Below are 17053 nucleotides of genomic sequence, written 5' to 3'. Positions count from 1 at the left end.
CCTTTCCCCTATCATAGATGATTTGTGCCCGGGAAGGAACCAAAAAAACCTCCAATTAGGAGGTTCATTTGATGTAAATACGATGGTTGTATATTAGTTCTCGTTATTCCGGAACCATTCTTCGAAATCTTCCCCGTCCGCTTCATTTCGTCTCTCCTGGAAGGATGACGGACCTGCTTGCGGCCGTTCGAAGGTTACATGATTTGCTGGACCCGAAGCATTCTTCTGCAAGATCCAACCCAGCGTTCCCAAGGTAACAGCAAATAGTACATATTGTGCACTATTGGCCATATAGAAGTTGACAATATCATACTCGCTTCCGCTCACGCTGATCTGATTCTGTTCCACCATGCTGCTAATGTAACCATGAGACTCCACCGCTGCCCAAGCCGCATACAGCGTTAACAAGCCGGCAAGTACGTACAGAATGATGCTGAAGACATGTATTTTCTTTTTGCTCATATAGGATCAGCCTTTCTCTATATAAACTTTAATTATTATGACTTGATATACAGCAATTTTCCTTCCGAGAGTCCCCACACCTCGTCTGCCACCGATGTGACTTTCTTGGAATGGGTGACGATAATGACGCATTTTCCTTGGTCATGAGCGAGGGACATCAGAATATTCAATACCTCGGCTTCGGTATCCCGATCCAAATTTCCGGTCGGCTCATCGGCAATGACAACATCCGGATTGTGAGACAAGGCCCGTGCAATGCCGACGCGCTGCTGTTCTCCCCCCGACAGCTTCAATATTCGGCGATCTGCCGTTTCCCGGTTGATCCCTACTTTTTCCAGGAGCGAATAGGCAAACGCCTTTTTGTCCTTTTCCTTACTGCCGCTTATATTCATGGACAGCACAATGTTCTCGACGGCCGTCGCCGTAGTGAGCAGATTAAAGCTTTGAAAAATAACGCCGATACTCTTCGCTCGGTAATGGTCGCGGTCCAGCGACTTCAGGCTGTCTCCTTTATACAGAATATCCCCGTTTGCGCATACGTCCAGACCGGAGAGGAGCGACAGCAGGGTGGATTTGCCGGAACCGGATTTTCCTACAATGGTATATACTTTGCCGTTCTCAAACGCCACATTGACGTTTTTCAAAACAAGCTGCTTTGCGCCCTCATAGCGATACGATACATTCTGTAAGGCTAATACACTCATTCTTAAGCGCCCCCTAGTTCCGTTCCATCAAAATTTTAATGGGTTCGTATTTCGTAATTCGGCTGATGCTCATTATGCTGGATACTGCTGCCAGCAGCAGCGCGATAAGCGCGATTTGTAAAAGGGTATCCATTCCCAGCCCGACATCGATTTGGCTGATCGGCGGGGTTGTTACATTGCTCATATTGCTCTGTCCCCCGACCATCAGAAATTTACCGGGACCGCTCGCGGCTTTTGTCTGTTCCGCCGCTTCGATCTGATTCTGCAGAATGGTGTTGGCCGTAGGCTGCGACAGCGCACTTCCAATGGCCAGCCCTACTATAAGGCAGATTGCCGTAATCATAAGCGCCTCGCTGATAAGGCCTGCAGCGACCTTGCCTTTTTTCATACCCATCGCCCGAAGGACCCCGATCTCATATTTCCGCTCCCTGATCGTTATGGAAGACAACAGCGCAAGGATGATGGAGCCCAGAATAATCACGACGATCATAAAAGTCAGAAAGATTCCCTTCATCGCTTCGACCGGACCGACTACCTTGGCATAGCTTTCCTCATCGGTACTTACCGTATAGGAACTCGGAAGCCCTTTATCACGCAGCTCATTTTCGAAATCAGGCAATAGATCCGGACTCTTCAGAAAATAAGTGGCCTGAATGTTAACAGCACTCGCTGCCGCTTGGTCGTCCCCCATCACCGTATCAAAACTCGTCAAAATTTCATTGCGGCGGTTCATGAAACTCATCTCCATCGGCATGTCCCCGTATTCGGCCGTGGAGTCTAGATAGATTCCGGTAACGGTCAATGTAAACGGATCGCCCTCGCCCATCACACTGTTTACCTCAATCGTGTCTCCGACCGTGATATCGTTTAGCTCTGCAAACTCCTTGCTTACGATACTTTCATTGGTCTCCTGATACATTTCCCCCTCAGCCAGTGTTCTCTGTCCATCCGAGAATTCGGCAAGAGTCTCCAGGTTTGAATTCCCCACGAGTTTCATCGTTGGATTTCCTTTGGACGCTCCGCCGGGGCCTTGAAGCTTGATATTTCCGCCCTTCGGATCGTTATCCTGGTCCACCGCTTTGACGGTATCACTGGCACTTGGTACGACGGCGGAAAAGGTGCTTTGACTCAGGTATTCGGATTCGGCAAATTCCAAATATTGCTCCGATGTGACTTTTTCGTAATCTGGCCCCTTGCTGTACATTTGCTCTAAATCGGGAGCCAAGCTAACTTTGGAGCCAAACTGTGTTTTATAATCGTCAATGATCCTGCCTGACGTGTTATTGATAATCAGTGAGATGACGGTCGCAATGATGATGACCAGGACGATGATACCCATCAGCATATTTCGTCCTTTGTTACGGCCGATGTTTTTCATGGCATGTTGAAAGATGTACATGGTTATCCTCCCTATTGTTTTTGGCCATAGGTGCAGCGAACCGGTTCACTGCATCCTCATGGACAATCCCATTCTAACGAATGCCATGTTAATCTAATGTTAAGGCCTCTGGAAAAATCATATAAAATGTAGTGCCTTTAGCGCCTCTGTTCTCTACCCAGCACAGCCCGTCGCAGAGCTCGCACACATGTCGTACCAGACTAAGCCCGATCCCGTAGCCGTCTTTCTTGAGTTTGCCGACCCGATACTGGTAATCGAACAGCTTTTCCTGCTCCACTTCGTCAATGCCTTCTCCTCCATCGGAGACCGCTACAATCACACTGCCTTTCCTGTTGCTTACCGACACTAGGATTTCACTGTTCCCGCCATACTTCACTGCATTGGACACCAGATTGGTGACTGCACGATTTATCCAGAGCTCCCGTCCGATCACCGTATTGTTGGCATCGTCATCAAAATCAAAATGGATGTTCGGGTGAAGCCTTCGGTATTCGTCGCACACATCCGCGCATACAAGGGCGGTATCGACGATTTCCATGGTCGTATTCTCTTTGGAAGCACTCAATGTCAAAATATCGTCCAGGCTGTCCGTCACCTTGTCCACCTCTTCCGTCAGCTCTCCATGGTCTGAAAGCTGCAATTTGGCTCGGAGCAAGGACAGGATGTTTTTCTGTTCATGAGTCACGTAAGCACTAAGGCGGACGTAATCCAGGGTGTACGCCTCGAATTTACTCTTAATCTCCTGATAAGCCTTAACAATGGCAGGGTGCTGCTCCATGATGATATGCTCCTCATCCATACTGCTTAATTGCTTCGCTAGGAGTAGGGCCTGTTTCTCATGCTGAGCTTTCAAAATTTTGGACAATACCCAGGTCCCTGTCACCAGAATGCCTACAAGACATAGAACCAAGATCGGGATATGCTGAAGCAGCGCTCCAACATAATAATCCTCCAGGTTTCTTTTGTTAATAACGGAAGGTTTTAGATCGAGGAAGGACATGCCGCCAAAACTCCCGTTTTGAATGAGCGTTGTCACCTTGTTCATGTTAAACATAAAAAAATATTTAGGGAGGTTGGTCTCCGGGGCGGATATGGAACGAATGAAAAAAATGAAAGCAAGAATCAGGCAGGCTGTCACCGCCAGGGAGTAATACAGAAGAATTCGGCTGACTTTCATCGATGTTGACCGCATAACTGGTACCCGTTCCCTTTCATCGTGATCAGCAGCCCCTGTCCACCTTGCAGCGTTAGTTTCTTGCGCAAATTCGCAATATGCACCCTTAGCACCGACGAGAACGGGTCAAAAAACTCATCGTACACATGCTCCGCAATATCCTCGCTGGATACGATATCCGGGCTTCGGCTTGCCAGATACTCCAATATATCAAATTCCTTGGCGGATAATGCGATTTCCATTCCATCTATGTAAGCCTTCCTTGTACGGGGACAGACTCGAATTCGGCCGATATCAATCTCATTCTTCCATCCCGTCTTTGTCAGGCAAATTCAAATCAAGCAAAATAGCATCATACCGGTTGGCAAACCCTTTATCTTCACCTTCAAGCCCTTGGTTAGCGACATCGACATGAAACCCGCTTTTTTCAAGCCCGGCTTTCATAACATAGGATAATTCACGATCATCTTCGATTATTAGCAGACGCATCTCTTCTACCACCTCCCCACCATTATACGGCTGCCAATGTTAAATCTACGTTAAGAGGACCTTAAGAGAAACTATATTGATAGGATTTGAAAAGACCATGGAGCAGCAGTGCTCCAGGGTCTTCGGAATGGCTATTACTTCATGAGTCCAGTTGTTACACTCCCCTTATTGCCTAAATCATTATCATTAGGACTCTGCGATTATAGGCATAAGCACAGTAATCAACAGGGTCAACAATAAAAATGAAACGGAAAAAATGTGATACCCCGATTTCTTTCGAAGGCAGATCAACCCGATCAAAACGGCAATTAGGGGCAAACCGAGTAAAAAGTGCATGATGTATTTCAAAGTAATGCCGCCAGCCAGATGGTTCATGTAGATTATAATTCCGATAGGCAGCCAGATCACTGCAAGCAAGAGTCCATAGGATATGGGGACTAACGCCCTTCCAATAAATTTGCCCATTATGCTGATCAATCTCCTCTTTGAATCTCAGAATCCTTAACCATGATTCGCCTGACTTATGGACCCTTAATGATGTGCTTCACACGGTTAATGAACTCCCCTGCAAGCTCCACTCGTGCGCAAGCGAAATCCATATCCCTATGGCCTGCAACACCTTTAGGATTTTATATCACTCTTCCAGCGAGCTTCCAGAACTCCTCATACTGAAAGCAAAACGCGGACTAAGATATTTCCTATCTAAGTCGGGTCATGTGGTGTTTGCGTATCTTTTTCTAACGAGATTAAATCCTAACTCCCTCTACCCGATAGTGATCCAACGCCTCTCTCATCGCTTCATCCGTTTCGATCGAGGCACTAATCTGAAACGGTGTTTGTTCGACCAGCTTACCGTCCTCATACGTGCATCGGTGATCATAGCAATTCGGATCATGCAAGATAAGTTCGAGCGAACCCGGTATATTAGCTGCAATTCCAACATTCGCATCGTCCGTTATCCATTTAACGGGTTTCCAATCCAATATGCCTTCAGCTGTCGTGATCGGAGTAAGGTAGATGTAATCCTCAGGCACCTCTGCTAGATATAAATACATCCCCCCCGTAATAGAACCGTTGACGGACCAAGTCACTACGCCTTTAAAGGTTAGACTGTAGTCTTGTATACGTGTCTCTTCCTCCAGTTCACGTAACATTGAGTCTCGCGGGGTTTCGTTCGCCTCCAGCTTGCCTCCTACACCATTCCAGCACCCCATCCAGGGCGGGGATTTACGATTCAACAATAAAACCTCATCACCGCGCCGCACAAAACAAATATTGTATTTGATCATCCGAAATGAATCCCCTTCCTCATCGGTTGCTCTTATGTTAAGCTTCGGATCTTCTCTTCGATTGGCTTCTGCTCATCTTCATCCCACACAATGGATACTTAAAAAGTCCCTTCTTCAAAAAACAATGGAAATCTTCGCTTGAACCAAGGCTGCATGGGCAGATCCATCACTTCACGTATCGGTACCCATACGAGCTCCCCTTCCGGAGGATCCGCTAACAGTTCCCCTTCAAAAGAGTCAGCTATATAATTAAACACCATGTAACGATAGTTCGTCTTGGGCACGACATATTCATCCAGTCCCTTATATTTCAAGTTGGTCACAATCAATCCGGTTTCCTCAAAAACCTCACGCACAGCACCTTCTGATATACTCTCAGGAAATTCCACTTTTCCCCCTGGACCAAGATAACCGGGAAAACCCAGCTTGTCCGGGCGATTCATTAATAACACCTTATCATCTTTCCGGATCAGGCACATTGTGTACATGCCATAAGTTATAGGGGGTATAGACATTCATTTCTCCTCCGTCCTGCAGCGTGTCAGCTTGCTTTGACAAACGACCTCTCTTATACAGGTGTATAGCTGCTACTCCCTCGAATATAAGAGTGCTCCGCCAGATCCCAGAATAACGAAATGTTGACCAGACGGCGAAAAACCACTTTTTATTTTTCCATCCAGCCGGTTCAAATCGATCATCGCGGCGTTTTTGAGATATTCATAGTTAGGGACAAACACCTGATCCAATACGACGGAAGCCCTTGGCCACCAAGGGTGAATAACTTCCAGCATCCAGCCATCGTTCGTCACGTGAATCCCGTCTCCGGACTCAAATCCAAATATCGCAATATCCTGTCCGCTCTGCGGAATACGAAAACTCAAGTAGTTCTCGCTAATATGATCTTCGGTTACTTCAGAATCCCGCTCTCTGTGAATCAAGGTTCCTGACTTGGCCTGCGTAATACTGTATCCATTGCTGCTGATCAGAACCAGGTTCTCATCGGTATCCCACCCGCACGCAATACACCCCGCAGCTGGAATGATAACCTCGTGACGCCAAGGATGTGGTGGTTTCGTAGGTTCTTTGGCTTGTGCCTGGTGCAGCAAATCGATCTCAAACTTCGTTCTGATTTCTTTTTTAGAATGTTTAAAAGGGTTCATATCATACTCCCACATGGATCTGAATTAAGGCGAATACGCTCCCAGATTCCTTCTCTACTGGTTTAGCAAGGCTAACCTCACTCAATAAAAAAACAATATCATTGTTTAGGATGATGATTTATCTCTTGTATTCTAGTGTTAAGCTCATCCAATGAACGCTGCATGCGCTCCATCCTTCTCAGTGCAGAATACTGATTGCTGATTATCCCGGCCAAGCCAACTATCAAAACGATAATAATCAAACTGATCATATGTAGAATGTATCCTTTCCGTTCTTAGATTGATCTCTAAAAATACTTGTTATCAGGTAACATCGAAGCGTGCACCCATTCTTCAAAACTACTAAACATCACGGTCTTCGGCCATTCCGCCGACTCTTCATATTTCCAGGTTAAATGCACCTGCGCATACGTCCCCTGCTCATCTAATAAAGAAAATAAAAAATCATCCCGATCGCATCTTCTTGCTACGGTCTTCACTTGAACTCCGAACAGAATATGGTTCCTCGAGATTTCCTTATATAATTCTTCCGCGAATCTTTCCGAGGTCTCGGCTTCCCATGGCTCCAAGTAGATGAAGCCTTCAGGTATCGTTGTCATAGCAGCACCTCCGTTCGTATATCCTTCAATGCAATGATTCCTAATGTTGAATAATAACTTTATTTTCAATTCTCCGGTCCTTCCTGCATGGAAATGAGTATCTGAATGAGAAGCCTTTACCGATTATCCGCCAAATGAAATACGATACCCGTCCACATCTTCAATCGTAAACTCACTAAAATGATCATTCAAATCCGGTCCCTTTACAATGGAGATCCCCTTTACAGTGAACTCTTCAAGCAATGCCCGAACGTCGGTATAACAAAAAGCATCAAAATACAGCCCTCCCTGAACAGATGAATAGGGTTTAACATCACTGGGATTCACGGCTTGATGCAGAATAAACGTCACCTGATCTCTGGTCATATGAACATGCTGAACTTCGGGACCGCCTACTAGTTCATATTGAAAGCCCAAATTCTTATAGAAATGAATCGATTGGTCAATATTTTTAACGAGTAATACCATGGTTGGACCGGACAAAAAAACTCTCCCCATTTTTCATCCTCCTCTTAATTTCTCCTATATAAAACGCGAGCAGCAAATAGGATTACACGGGCTTCCGTCATTGGAATTTCACCCCTCGCCCATATTCATTAACACGTATACCTTTTATAACCGTAAGCACTCGTAAAATGTTTCATTAAACATGGTCTGATCTTCACTATAATTCTCTGTATATTTGTTCAGCATCCGAACCCCTACCGCATTGACTTCAGGAATAACTACGCAATGACAGCCGGCGGCTCCGGAAGCATAAAACCATTTTTCTTGATAATACCATCCAAAAATCCGGTGTTGATCTTGAGTTTCAGCTCTTAATTGTTTAATCAAACGAAATACTTCAGGAGGGAGAAGTTGTTGGTTATGAATGGCTCCTTGGTGTAGATGCAGAAATCCCCACATCGCTAAATCCCTAGCGCTGGCATACAAATTCCGGTCGTACCCTTCATCGGATTCTATTCGAATGGATGCATACCCATCCGCAGCTTGAAAATCACATACCAAACGAGTTTGGGGCACAGACACCCACTCCGAATGATTTAGCTCCATTGGTTTAAATACCCGTTCTGTTATTAATTGAGAGATCGTCTTGCCTGTTATCGCTTTTATTAGTTTTCCTGCGACTTCCTCGCGTTCGATTCGCTGGGGCCCAAAGTATTTTGCATTGGTTTTTGTTGCTAAGTCTCGGATAGTCACTCCCTTTAAATCGCTTGTTGGCATATCCTTAATAATATCAGAGACAACCGTATCGATGGAGATGTTCCCTTCTGTAACCGCAATGGCAGTTGCCATGCCAACGTATGACTTTCTGATTGAATATAGATTAAACATCGAATTCCCGGTTACCGGCAATGCACCACTCTTAAAATGATGCTGTCCAGAATACCATTCCGTTACGGCATGACCATCTTGAATGATGAACAAAGCAGAGGCAGAAGCACCATACTTCTCCTGAGAGGCTTGAGTATATGAAATTAGTTTCTGGAAAGGATCACTCATAAAAAATCCCCTTCTAACGACAAAACCCGCCCTATAGATCTTGCTCTGCTTAGGTCGGGTCAAGTGTGTCTTATTATTTTATTTCGTTGCATACATCGATAACCACTGAGGAAGCGCTGCAAGCGGGTTCAATTGCCAGTTCTCTATCCCTCTATTTCTCTATAAATGCTCAGCGCTTTCTCCATCTTGTCTGTGTATGCCGTGGACTGGCTAGAATTTAATAGCTTTACATCCTGACTCCCGCTGGAGCTGAGCAGATCATGGTCACTTAATACCTGAATGAGTCTGTTCACGGTTCCTTTACTGCCATCTATCATGCGAATGTGATCCGGCAGCAGATCCGATAAGATTCTTTTGTAAAAAGGATAGTGGGTACAGCCCAAGACGATGGTTCCGTATTCATTCATATCGAAGGATTCGAATTGCTTGGTAAAGTATGCGTTCATGACCTTTTGATCGAAGTTCAATGCCTCACAGTGCTCTACCAGCTCCGGCAAAGGCAGGGAGTCCACGATATGCATGCTATCGACTCGTCGAACCAGATCTCTGTACTTCGATTCCTTTAAGGTCAGCGGCGTGGCAAGCACAAGGATTCGCTTCCCGCTGGAACGATTGATTTCGACGGCCGGCTTTACGGCCGGCTCCATCCCGATCACCGGGATCGGATAAACCTTCCTCAGATCGGAAATCGCCATGCTTGTTGCCGTGTTGCATGCAACGACGATGGCTTTGACTTCTTCCTTCATGATCGTTTCCATCGCATGATGGATGTAAGATTTCACGTCTTCCTTGGCTTTGGTACCATATGGCACATGGAGGGTGTCCGAATAAAACAAAAAGTCTTCATGCGGCAGCTCCTTCATAGCCGCCGATAACACGGTTAAACCGCCTAAACCTGAATCAAAAAAAGCTATTCTCATGTTTTTCACCTATCGTTGTATGTTTTTCTGTCAGCATCATTACGTTCATGTCCTTATACATTATACTCCACTACCCGAATCCTCGCAGGGCCATCTGTGCGAATTGAATCGTAAGTGGATCAGGTTCAAAATACAGAACGACCCAGCCTTATTGTAATCTCAGAGGCCGGGTCGCGTGCGTCGTTCCTATGCGATTCTGAGAAGAATACGTAATTTCCTTCGCGGACATGAAGAAATACGTGTTTTACTCAAAACATTTCAACAGTGCCAAGGCCTCTTCATGATCAGGCTCCAGAACAAGCGCCTCACGCGTGTATTCCAGAGCCTCCTCGTCGAGACCCAGCTCATAACAGCAGATCGCCAAGCAATATAAAACCGTTGGCACCGGCTCGTCTTCATCCGTTTCCACGGATTCCTTCAGGAAGAACCTCGCATCCTCGTACATATCCATCTCGAACAGCACCAGCCCCGCGTCCAATGCCAGATCATAACGCTGCTCCATTACATAGTACGATGACCACATCTTGTAGATGCCTGTTCGAATATCCAGCATTTCTTCGTCATTGGCATCCGGCAGCAAATTCGAGATACGCTTTGCACTCTGAATGAAGAACTCGGCGTCATACCCGCCCAATCGCCAAAACGACAATATTTGCTGCATGCCCATGCTCTCAATATTCCGGTCGACCCATTCCTTCATGCTGAAGAATTCATCAGGTCCGAAGCGTTCGATAAATTGGCGATAAGCGATCCGAGTATTCGCATAACTCGTTGGTGCTTCCAGCATGAGGATACAGCCGATGTTAATATTTTTATAATGCTGCGTGGGGAAAATCGACTGTGCGCCCCTTTGCTCAAACACATGCTGCATCGCATGATAATTAGTCGTTAAAGAGAAGCTGCCATGGTAAATTAATTGCGGCGGTTCGGCGAACTTCCAATTATCGATACGATGATCTCCTTTATCCGCAGTAAGAAGCATGAAACCCGATGTTGATAACTGATTCAGTCGCTCCAGGCAGGTCAAACCCACCTCCGGAAACAGGATATGTGAATCCTCCAGCTCTTGCTGGTAATAGGCAATCACATCGCGGTACGGGTAGGTATCCTCCTCGTATCTGGGTGCGCGGCTGTGCTCGTATGCCAGTTTCATACGTTCCAGTGCTTCAGCCGGCTTGAGCTTGTCGTGCTGATCCGGAAATTCGATGACAACATCACTCTCGTAAATCTTGCCTTCCCCCACATAGATCAATTCTTGCGGAATGCCGTCAAAAAAATAATTAGCGACAACCAGCAGCGGCTGCTTCAGATCTCCAGGACGTATCGTTGTCTTCGATACCACCAGGTTCAATTCCGTGTCATGCACGGCATCGAACTTCGCGAAGTCCAGCAGTCCCTGTTCAATATAGGATTGCATGGCAGGATGTTGATTCCATGCCGTAACATTTTTAATCGGCAGATCGGTCATGACATAGCGGAAAGGGGGCAGAGCTATACCCGCAAAATCTCTCAGCTCACACAGCTTGTGCAGGACATGATAACCGAGGCGCCCGGCTCCGGCTCCCAGTTCCAGAATCGTAACCGTTTCGGTTAGATCGCCTTGATCGGCGCGGTCCCGAAGGAATCCGAATATAATTTCGGCGTAAGCCGTTGCAATCATAGGGTTGCTCGTAATATACTGCGGAACCTGGTCATTATTCCAAGCCTTCATCCCCAGTTCTTCGTAGTAAGTCCGCTGTAATTCCCAGATGGGTGCTTCACTGAAACGGAAGCGTTGTTGAATATTGTCCGTCATTCTTTATAACCCTGCTCTCTATGTATCTTTAAAGTACAATCTCATGACGTGCATGCTGATGCACCTGTCAACCAAAAACGTCTATTGAATCGTACCATATAACTCGGTTCTACCCAAACCCTTCTGATAATAAAATCCGTGTTAAGCTTGGACTTGATGGTGGATTCGCTATTCTCAGTCGTATAGGCACCTTTCCTTCCACACCCTAATATAGTGTAGGAGAACAGAAGGGCGGGATGTGCATGGGTACGAGCATGGAACGAGAACAATGGGCCATTTTTCTGGCAGCGATCTGCGGACAGACCTATACACAATTCACCAATACGGACGGCTCATTTGTCCTTCCGCTAAATTATTCGCTTTATGACACCATTGAGGCGAACTCCTTAATCAGCGTGTCCGAGCGCTTTGGGTTTATTCTAGAATCACCGGACGAAATTATTATTGCCTTTCGGGGCACCAGTTCAACGACAAACTGGATCTCAGATGCCATCGCCTCCCAAAAAAACTTCAAATATATGAAGGACTCTTCTCTCACACACCGCGGTTTCACTAACATCTACGCCTCTGCTCGCGGCCAGGTGATGTCGGCGCTTAACCGACTTCCTACACACAAGACACTGTTCATTACAGGCCACAGCCTTGGAGGAGCACTCGCAACCTTATGCGCAGTTGATGTTGCCGCCAACACGGACCACCAATCCCCCTATGTGTTTACCTACGGGTCCCCTCGTGTGGGAGATCCCGATTTTGCCAAGGCCTTTGCTAAATATGTTCGAAGCAGCTCCCGTATTGCCAACCTGTTCGATGTCGTAACGCATGCTCCGCCTCATATCTACAAGATGCCGAAACGGGAGAAGAAGTACTATTACAGCCACGTGCATACCCAATGGCCTTTGACCTTCCAGAATGGGTCGGTGAGCGGAAACCACGTGATCGGTAGTTATTATACGGAGCTTGCCAAGCTCCAGCCGCAATTTGCCGAACGCTTAAGTTCGACGAATCCCGAATTCTGTCCAGTTACAGAATCACCATTAGAGAAGGTGTAAGCTTATTATTCAAAATTATATAAAGAAAGCGGACTTCCCTGAGAAGGGAATCCGCTCTTTTTCTTATTTAACCAAGAATAGATTACTCATGAGCACCCCTTAACATCGGGAACAAAATCTTCATTTCATCCTCATTCGGTCTTCTGCCATAATCCGCAATTTCGAAAGGCTCTGCATATTGTACGCTGGCTGCGTAGTCTTGGCCATATTGCTTCGCAAGCGAAGGGAGCATTTCGTCCGAGACGCTCAGGAACCGATCCCAATACTTCAGAATAAAATCCCGCTTCGCTTCCCAAGTATTCGGTACCGCATCCAAGAAACCGCCCTGCCAAGGTGCAAACTCATAGAATTGGGAAGCATGGGCATCGCAGGCCAGCAATTTCTTCTCGATGACGGCTCCTGCATCGAACACCATATCCGGTTGATACGTCGCTCGTGCCGCGTAATCCGGCATCAGCAGGAATATCGGGGATTTCTTCAATGACGGCACTTCAGGGACGGCATTCGGCACATTCGCAACAAAATCGGCCGCATCCCGCACGACCTTCCCGACATTGCGGTTATCTACATGTCCGGGACCGTCCGGATGGAACGTAATGACGATATCCGCCTCCCAGCCACGGATTTGACGGATCACCTCCTTGCGTACTTCGAGCGTGGGCATCAATTCGCCATCGGGAATGGGCAGAACGACGTATTCCAGCACCCCAAGCCGCTTTGCTGCCTCATGAGCTTCTTGAATCCGACGTTCGACCAGCTGCTGCCCGCTCATTTCATGATGACCACAGCATCCATCGGTTAGCGTTACGAACTTGACCCGATGACCCATCTCCGCGTAAGCTGCCGAGATCGCGCCTGCATAGATTTCAGGTTCATCCGGATGTGCAGCAATGACAATAAGATTGAGAATATGAGACATCTGCTGCTCCCTCCTTGTAATTTCTTGAATGAACGATCAATGTACCAATTACTTCGTTCGTTTCATCAATGGATGATCTTCCTTCAACTCCAGCAAATCCCACAGATTGCCGTATAAATCCTTAAATACCGCCACCATGCCGTAATCCGCTTCTTTGGGCTCTCTTACAAATTCAATCCCCCGCGATACCATTTCACGATAATCTCTCCAGAAATCATCCGTATTCAAGAACAGGAACACCCTGCCGCCTGACTGGTTGCCTATAAATGGCTCTTGCTCCGGTTTGGACGCTTTCGCAAGCAATATCGTTGTGCCGACCGATCCCGGTGGTGCTACGACCACCCAGCGTTTATCTTGTTCAGGCTGGTATGTATCTTCAATCAAGGTAAAATTCAGCTTTTCGGTATAAAATGCGATGGCCTCATCATAGTCCTTCACGACTAACGCGATATGAACAATGGATTGAATCATGCTCTCTCCCCCTCTGATATGATTTTTCATTTCCGTTTCTTATTTATTTTCTAGTACAATCATCATGATGTTCCCGTCCAGAGCTGTACATTTTCCCATAAGACCGGATCCGAAAGGTCCGGAAGCCTTGTATACATTCTACCGATTTTTCCATAGGGTTACATCAATAAAAACAGAAGCTATCTTTTTCTGAATTAACGGGTTCCATTAGGTTGCAGCGGCTCAACCGAGTTGGCGGACTGAATTAATTCTTGCTTATCTAACTTAGGCTGTCCTTCATTAAGAAAATATACAAATCTATACGTTAAGCCGTTATTTCTCCACCATAATGATTGACCATCATCATCTTCTTCATAATATCCTTGAATGCCATGTTCCAGAGCGTGGCTTGTCTTCCCTCTCGCAATGGATTGTTCACTGTATATCTGGTCAGTCTCATCATACGTAATGATTAAATTATAAAGCTGCTGTTTATCATTATTCCTATGATGGTATACCACTTCCTGAAATTTCCCTTGCTTGGTTTCATACGATTCCAAAGAGGCGGTTTCTTCTGCCACATCAATCGGGATGTATATTGGAATCTCCGGAATGAATTCCAGTTTGGATTCAATAAGCTCAACCGGCTGCTCCGTTACATGCACATAATTTGTAGTTGAACCTTCAGAGTTGGTCTTACATGATGTAATGACAATCAACACAATATTTCGCACTAGATGATCCTTTCTAATTCCGTCAGCTTCTTTATGATGTTATCGAGCTGTATATGATCCGGCTTCATTTTGTTCATGCGATTGATCCAAACGGCTCGTATTCCCAATGTTTGAGCCCCTATAACATCACTTGTTAATGAATCCCCGGCATGCAGTACCTCCGTATTCTTTAACTCATACCTTCGAAGTGCTTCTGCAAATATTTCCGACCTAGGTTTATATGATCTAACGTCTTCACTCGTAATCACGCCAGTAACCTTTAATTCGTGAAACTTTATGGCTGCCATCACATCTGATGTATCAATATTAGAAATGATATATATGGGCAACTCACACGACTTAAAAAATGAGAGAGCATCTTCATAAATGCCTGGCCTTTGCCAATGCTCAAATTGCTCCTGTATGATCTCCTCTGCAATGCAATCCGCTTTGAAGTAGTCTATCGTCATGCTTAAAGACATCCTACCCAGATTTCTTTGAGTATCAAAGTTTTCCCCGTAGCTTTCTTGAAACATCTTCGAGAATGATGTCCACCAGTATTGCCCTATTTCCTGAATCGTACATTTTTCACGAGAACTATCTTTAATTTTCCGGCATATTAAAGGAATGATCTCATCATCTTCATGAACTACAGTCCCATAAAAGTCGAGGAAAATCGCTTTGGTTGTCAGCATAGCAAACCCTTTAACGCTCTCAGTCGCAATAAAATTTCAGCAACATGTCCTTTCATACATACGCTGATGAATAACCCTTCATTGTTTCGGTCACCGCGAACATAACTGGTCATCAATTTTCTAAGGGTTACCAGATCGGCGCTGCTAATGCTGCTCCCAATATGATTATTTAAATCTCGATAAACCTCGTTCTCCGCTAACCATTCGCTCCAGTTAAATACCATGAGGAAGCCGACATCATCTAAGGCTTTACGAAAACTTCGGATTTCCTGGCTTTCGCATCGATATCCATTAACATCGTGGTAAAAAACGGACCCGGGATTTTGAAAATAATCGAGGTATGAGAGCAATCGCTCCACATCTGAAGCAGTTAAGTCTGAATCATACGGCATACCATCACCTCACTTCATTTTCTGCGCAAGTTTCTTATGGCACCTCGGATAAACGCCCTAATGACTGTTAACGCCCCCTTAAAGCCTTCCTAGCCTCGTATGTCATCATCTGACCCGCAATTACAGGTTGATTCATCCAGCGATAGTCAGCCGACTTCGTAATCTCTTCGTATCCCTGCTTCTCCAGCATGAGTTCAAACTCATGCATCCCATACCAGCTTAGAGGAAACCGCTGCAGCTCGGTCTGAACCAGATGGCCTTCCTTCCATTTTTCATATTTCAGAATCGAGACGATGCGCTGGTCAAGCAGATTGCATTCCGTACGTCTTTCCTCCAGAACGATGACTTCGTTATCGGAAGTTTCCCAGCTTCTAGTCGAGGTGTGATTCGCGTCTAAATCCGTAGGAATATACAGATCCACGATCAATCTACCCCCAGGCGTCAAATGGGAAGCATAATGTTTCAGAGCCGAATCCGCCCGCTCGCGTCCCTCCACTAACTGAAAAGATCCTGCTGGAATGATAATGGCGTCGTAGGCATCCGCCAACGAAAAGTTATGCATCTCGTCTTCAAACAGCTTAGCCTCAAGGCTCAATTCCGCTAATCTTCTTCTGCAGGAATCCAGCATCGCAGCCGAATTATCCACGCCTTCGATGTTAATGCCTGCTTGGAGCAACGGGATTAATACCCTGCCCGATCCACATCCAACTTCCAGCACCTTGCCCTTAACGTCTTTTAGGCGCTCTACATAATATTCCACGTCGCCAAACGAGAAACCTAACGGTTTGCTCAGATCATACACCTCCGTACACAGCGCTCCGTACAAACTATACATTGGAATAACCTCACTTTTTTATAAATGTTTTTTATTTCCCGTCAACTCAGCTGATATGATCACTCACTACACTTCCCGCTTCTCTTCCGGCCGATAGAGGATTCTTTGGTAGTCCCAATCTTTAGAATCCATATCACGAGGCAGCGCGCCATCGAATGTCGTGAACAGCGTCCCATCCTGAAACCATTCGTTTAGCTCATCAAGATGGCTACGGACGTCCCGGGGCGGGTCGTGGACCAAGACTTGACCGTCCTGATACACATTCAAATAAACTAATTAGGTAGTATGTGGTTTCGTGTTATTGTATTCCTCGAATGTGATCAGCACTTCACTCGCGTCGCTCTTTTGATCCTATGAATATCTATAGCTATGAGGTCATTCCTAATATCATACAAATGAGCAGTAGGAAGCTCTATACCAACGATATTTATAAACATTCTTTACATAAAACGACTCCCGATCATCCTTCTGTTGACCTGAGCATTCTCAATCTATTTTACATCCTC

The 17053-nt window shown here is 45.9% G+C and carries 21 protein-coding genes and 1 pseudogene; 1 reads left to right on the top strand and 21 read right to left on the bottom strand.

Features of this window, described 5'->3' with window-relative positions:
• Positions 1–93: 93 nt before the first annotated feature.
• The 14 genes and pseudogenes from ACETK5_RS05360 to ACETK5_RS05295 all read right to left on the bottom strand — a co-directional run bounded on the left by ACETK5_RS05360 (position 94) and on the right by ACETK5_RS05295 (position 11494).
• On the bottom strand, positions 94–462 hold the full coding sequence (locus tag ACETK5_RS05360) for a hypothetical protein (RefSeq protein WP_100538364.1): 369 nt from the start codon (positions 460–462) through the stop codon (positions 94–96).
• Between the two features lie 35 nt (positions 463–497).
• Positions 498–1166 carry an ATP-binding cassette domain-containing protein gene (locus ACETK5_RS05355; protein ID WP_394054468.1) on the bottom strand — a complete coding sequence of 223 codons (669 nt, stop codon included), beginning with the start codon at positions 1164–1166 and terminating at the stop codon, positions 498–500.
• A gap of 13 nt (positions 1167–1179) precedes the next feature.
• Positions 1180–2565 carry an ABC transporter permease gene (locus tag ACETK5_RS05350; RefSeq protein WP_394054466.1) on the bottom strand — a complete coding sequence of 462 codons (1386 nt, stop codon included), beginning with the start codon at positions 2563–2565 and terminating at the stop codon, positions 1180–1182.
• Positions 2566–2653: 88 nt separating this feature from the next.
• Positions 2654–3742, bottom strand: a complete 1089-nt coding sequence (locus ACETK5_RS05345) for a sensor histidine kinase (protein WP_394054464.1) — start codon at positions 3740–3742, stop codon at positions 2654–2656.
• The gene (locus ACETK5_RS05340) at positions 3739–3981 is read right to left on the bottom strand and encodes a winged helix-turn-helix domain-containing protein (RefSeq protein ID WP_394054462.1); all 243 of its coding nucleotides are present in this window, start codon (positions 3979–3981) and stop codon (positions 3739–3741) included. Before ACETK5_RS05340 ends, ACETK5_RS05345 begins: the two co-directional genes overlap by 4 nt.
• Positions 3982–4039: 58 nt before the next feature.
• Positions 4040–4228, bottom strand: a complete 189-nt coding sequence (locus tag ACETK5_RS05335; RefSeq protein ID WP_394054460.1) for a response regulator transcription factor — start codon at positions 4226–4228, stop codon at positions 4040–4042.
• Between the two features lie 746 nt (positions 4229–4974).
• On the bottom strand, positions 4975–5517 hold the full coding sequence (locus tag ACETK5_RS05330) for an NUDIX hydrolase (protein WP_394054458.1): 543 nt from the start codon (positions 5515–5517) through the stop codon (positions 4975–4977).
• A 101-nt stretch (positions 5518–5618) separates the two neighbouring features.
• A pseudogene (locus ACETK5_RS05325) lies at positions 5619–6032 on the bottom strand (NUDIX domain-containing protein); the annotation flags it as partial.
• Between the two features lie 72 nt (positions 6033–6104).
• Positions 6105–6677, bottom strand: a complete 573-nt coding sequence (locus ACETK5_RS05320) for a hypothetical protein (protein WP_394054456.1) — start codon at positions 6675–6677, stop codon at positions 6105–6107.
• Between the two features lie 287 nt (positions 6678–6964).
• Positions 6965–7276, bottom strand: coding sequence for a hypothetical protein (locus ACETK5_RS05315; RefSeq protein WP_394054454.1), 312 nt, complete (start codon positions 7274–7276; stop codon positions 6965–6967).
• A 123-nt stretch (positions 7277–7399) separates the two neighbouring features.
• The gene (locus tag ACETK5_RS05310; protein ID WP_100538372.1) at positions 7400–7774 is read right to left on the bottom strand and encodes a VOC family protein; all 375 of its coding nucleotides are present in this window, start codon (positions 7772–7774) and stop codon (positions 7400–7402) included.
• A 114-nt stretch (positions 7775–7888) separates the two neighbouring features.
• Positions 7889–8779, bottom strand: a complete 891-nt coding sequence (locus ACETK5_RS05305) for a serine hydrolase domain-containing protein (protein WP_394054452.1) — start codon at positions 8777–8779, stop codon at positions 7889–7891.
• Positions 8780–8922: 143 nt separating this feature from the next.
• Positions 8923–9699: a glutamate racemase gene (gene murI, locus ACETK5_RS05300; RefSeq protein WP_394054450.1), complete on the bottom strand. Its 777-nt coding sequence runs from the start codon at positions 9697–9699 to the stop codon at positions 8923–8925.
• Between the two features lie 244 nt (positions 9700–9943).
• On the bottom strand, positions 9944–11494 hold the full coding sequence (locus ACETK5_RS05295; protein WP_326113905.1) for a tetratricopeptide repeat protein: 1551 nt from the start codon (positions 11492–11494) through the stop codon (positions 9944–9946).
• Between the two features lie 242 nt (positions 11495–11736).
• Between ACETK5_RS05295 and ACETK5_RS05290 the strand changes: the two genes are divergently transcribed.
• Positions 11737–12543, top strand: a complete 807-nt coding sequence (locus ACETK5_RS05290; RefSeq protein WP_326118961.1) for a lipase family protein — start codon at positions 11737–11739, stop codon at positions 12541–12543.
• Between the two features lie 82 nt (positions 12544–12625).
• On the opposite strand, the gene ACETK5_RS05285 is transcribed toward ACETK5_RS05290, so the two are convergent.
• From ACETK5_RS05285 to ACETK5_RS05255, 7 genes are all read right to left on the bottom strand, one after another.
• Complete coding sequence (locus ACETK5_RS05285; RefSeq protein ID WP_394054447.1) at positions 12626–13462, bottom strand: PIG-L deacetylase family protein; 837 nt, start codon at positions 13460–13462, stop codon at positions 12626–12628.
• Positions 13463–13510: 48 nt separating this feature from the next.
• On the bottom strand, positions 13511–13933 hold the full coding sequence (locus ACETK5_RS05280; RefSeq protein WP_071219842.1) for a VOC family protein: 423 nt from the start codon (positions 13931–13933) through the stop codon (positions 13511–13513).
• A gap of 194 nt (positions 13934–14127) precedes the next feature.
• The gene (locus ACETK5_RS05275) at positions 14128–14634 is read right to left on the bottom strand and encodes a hypothetical protein (protein WP_394054445.1); all 507 of its coding nucleotides are present in this window, start codon (positions 14632–14634) and stop codon (positions 14128–14130) included.
• Positions 14635–14645: 11 nt separating this feature from the next.
• The gene (locus tag ACETK5_RS05270; protein WP_394054444.1) at positions 14646–15320 is read right to left on the bottom strand and encodes an HAD family hydrolase; all 675 of its coding nucleotides are present in this window, start codon (positions 15318–15320) and stop codon (positions 14646–14648) included.
• On the bottom strand, positions 15314–15712 hold the full coding sequence (locus ACETK5_RS05265; RefSeq protein WP_394054443.1) for a DUF6508 domain-containing protein: 399 nt from the start codon (positions 15710–15712) through the stop codon (positions 15314–15316). The genes ACETK5_RS05270 and ACETK5_RS05265 overlap by 7 nt, the downstream gene beginning before the upstream one ends.
• A 67-nt stretch (positions 15713–15779) precedes the next feature.
• Positions 15780–16547, bottom strand: coding sequence for a class I SAM-dependent methyltransferase (locus ACETK5_RS05260; protein ID WP_326118967.1), 768 nt, complete (start codon positions 16545–16547; stop codon positions 15780–15782).
• A 66-nt stretch (positions 16548–16613) separates the two neighbouring features.
• A complete protein-coding gene (locus ACETK5_RS05255) occupies positions 16614–16814 on the bottom strand; it encodes a hypothetical protein (protein ID WP_394054442.1) in 201 nt (66 codons plus the stop codon).
• Between the last annotated feature and the right edge of the window lie 239 nt (positions 16815–17053).

Origin of the sequence: Paenibacillus ilasis, assembly GCF_043195395.1 — a bacterium.
GTDB classification, from domain to species: domain Bacteria; phylum Bacillota; class Bacilli; order Paenibacillales; family Paenibacillaceae; genus Paenibacillus_AQ; species Paenibacillus_AQ lautus.
This window is presented reverse-complemented; position numbering and strand designations above follow the sequence as displayed.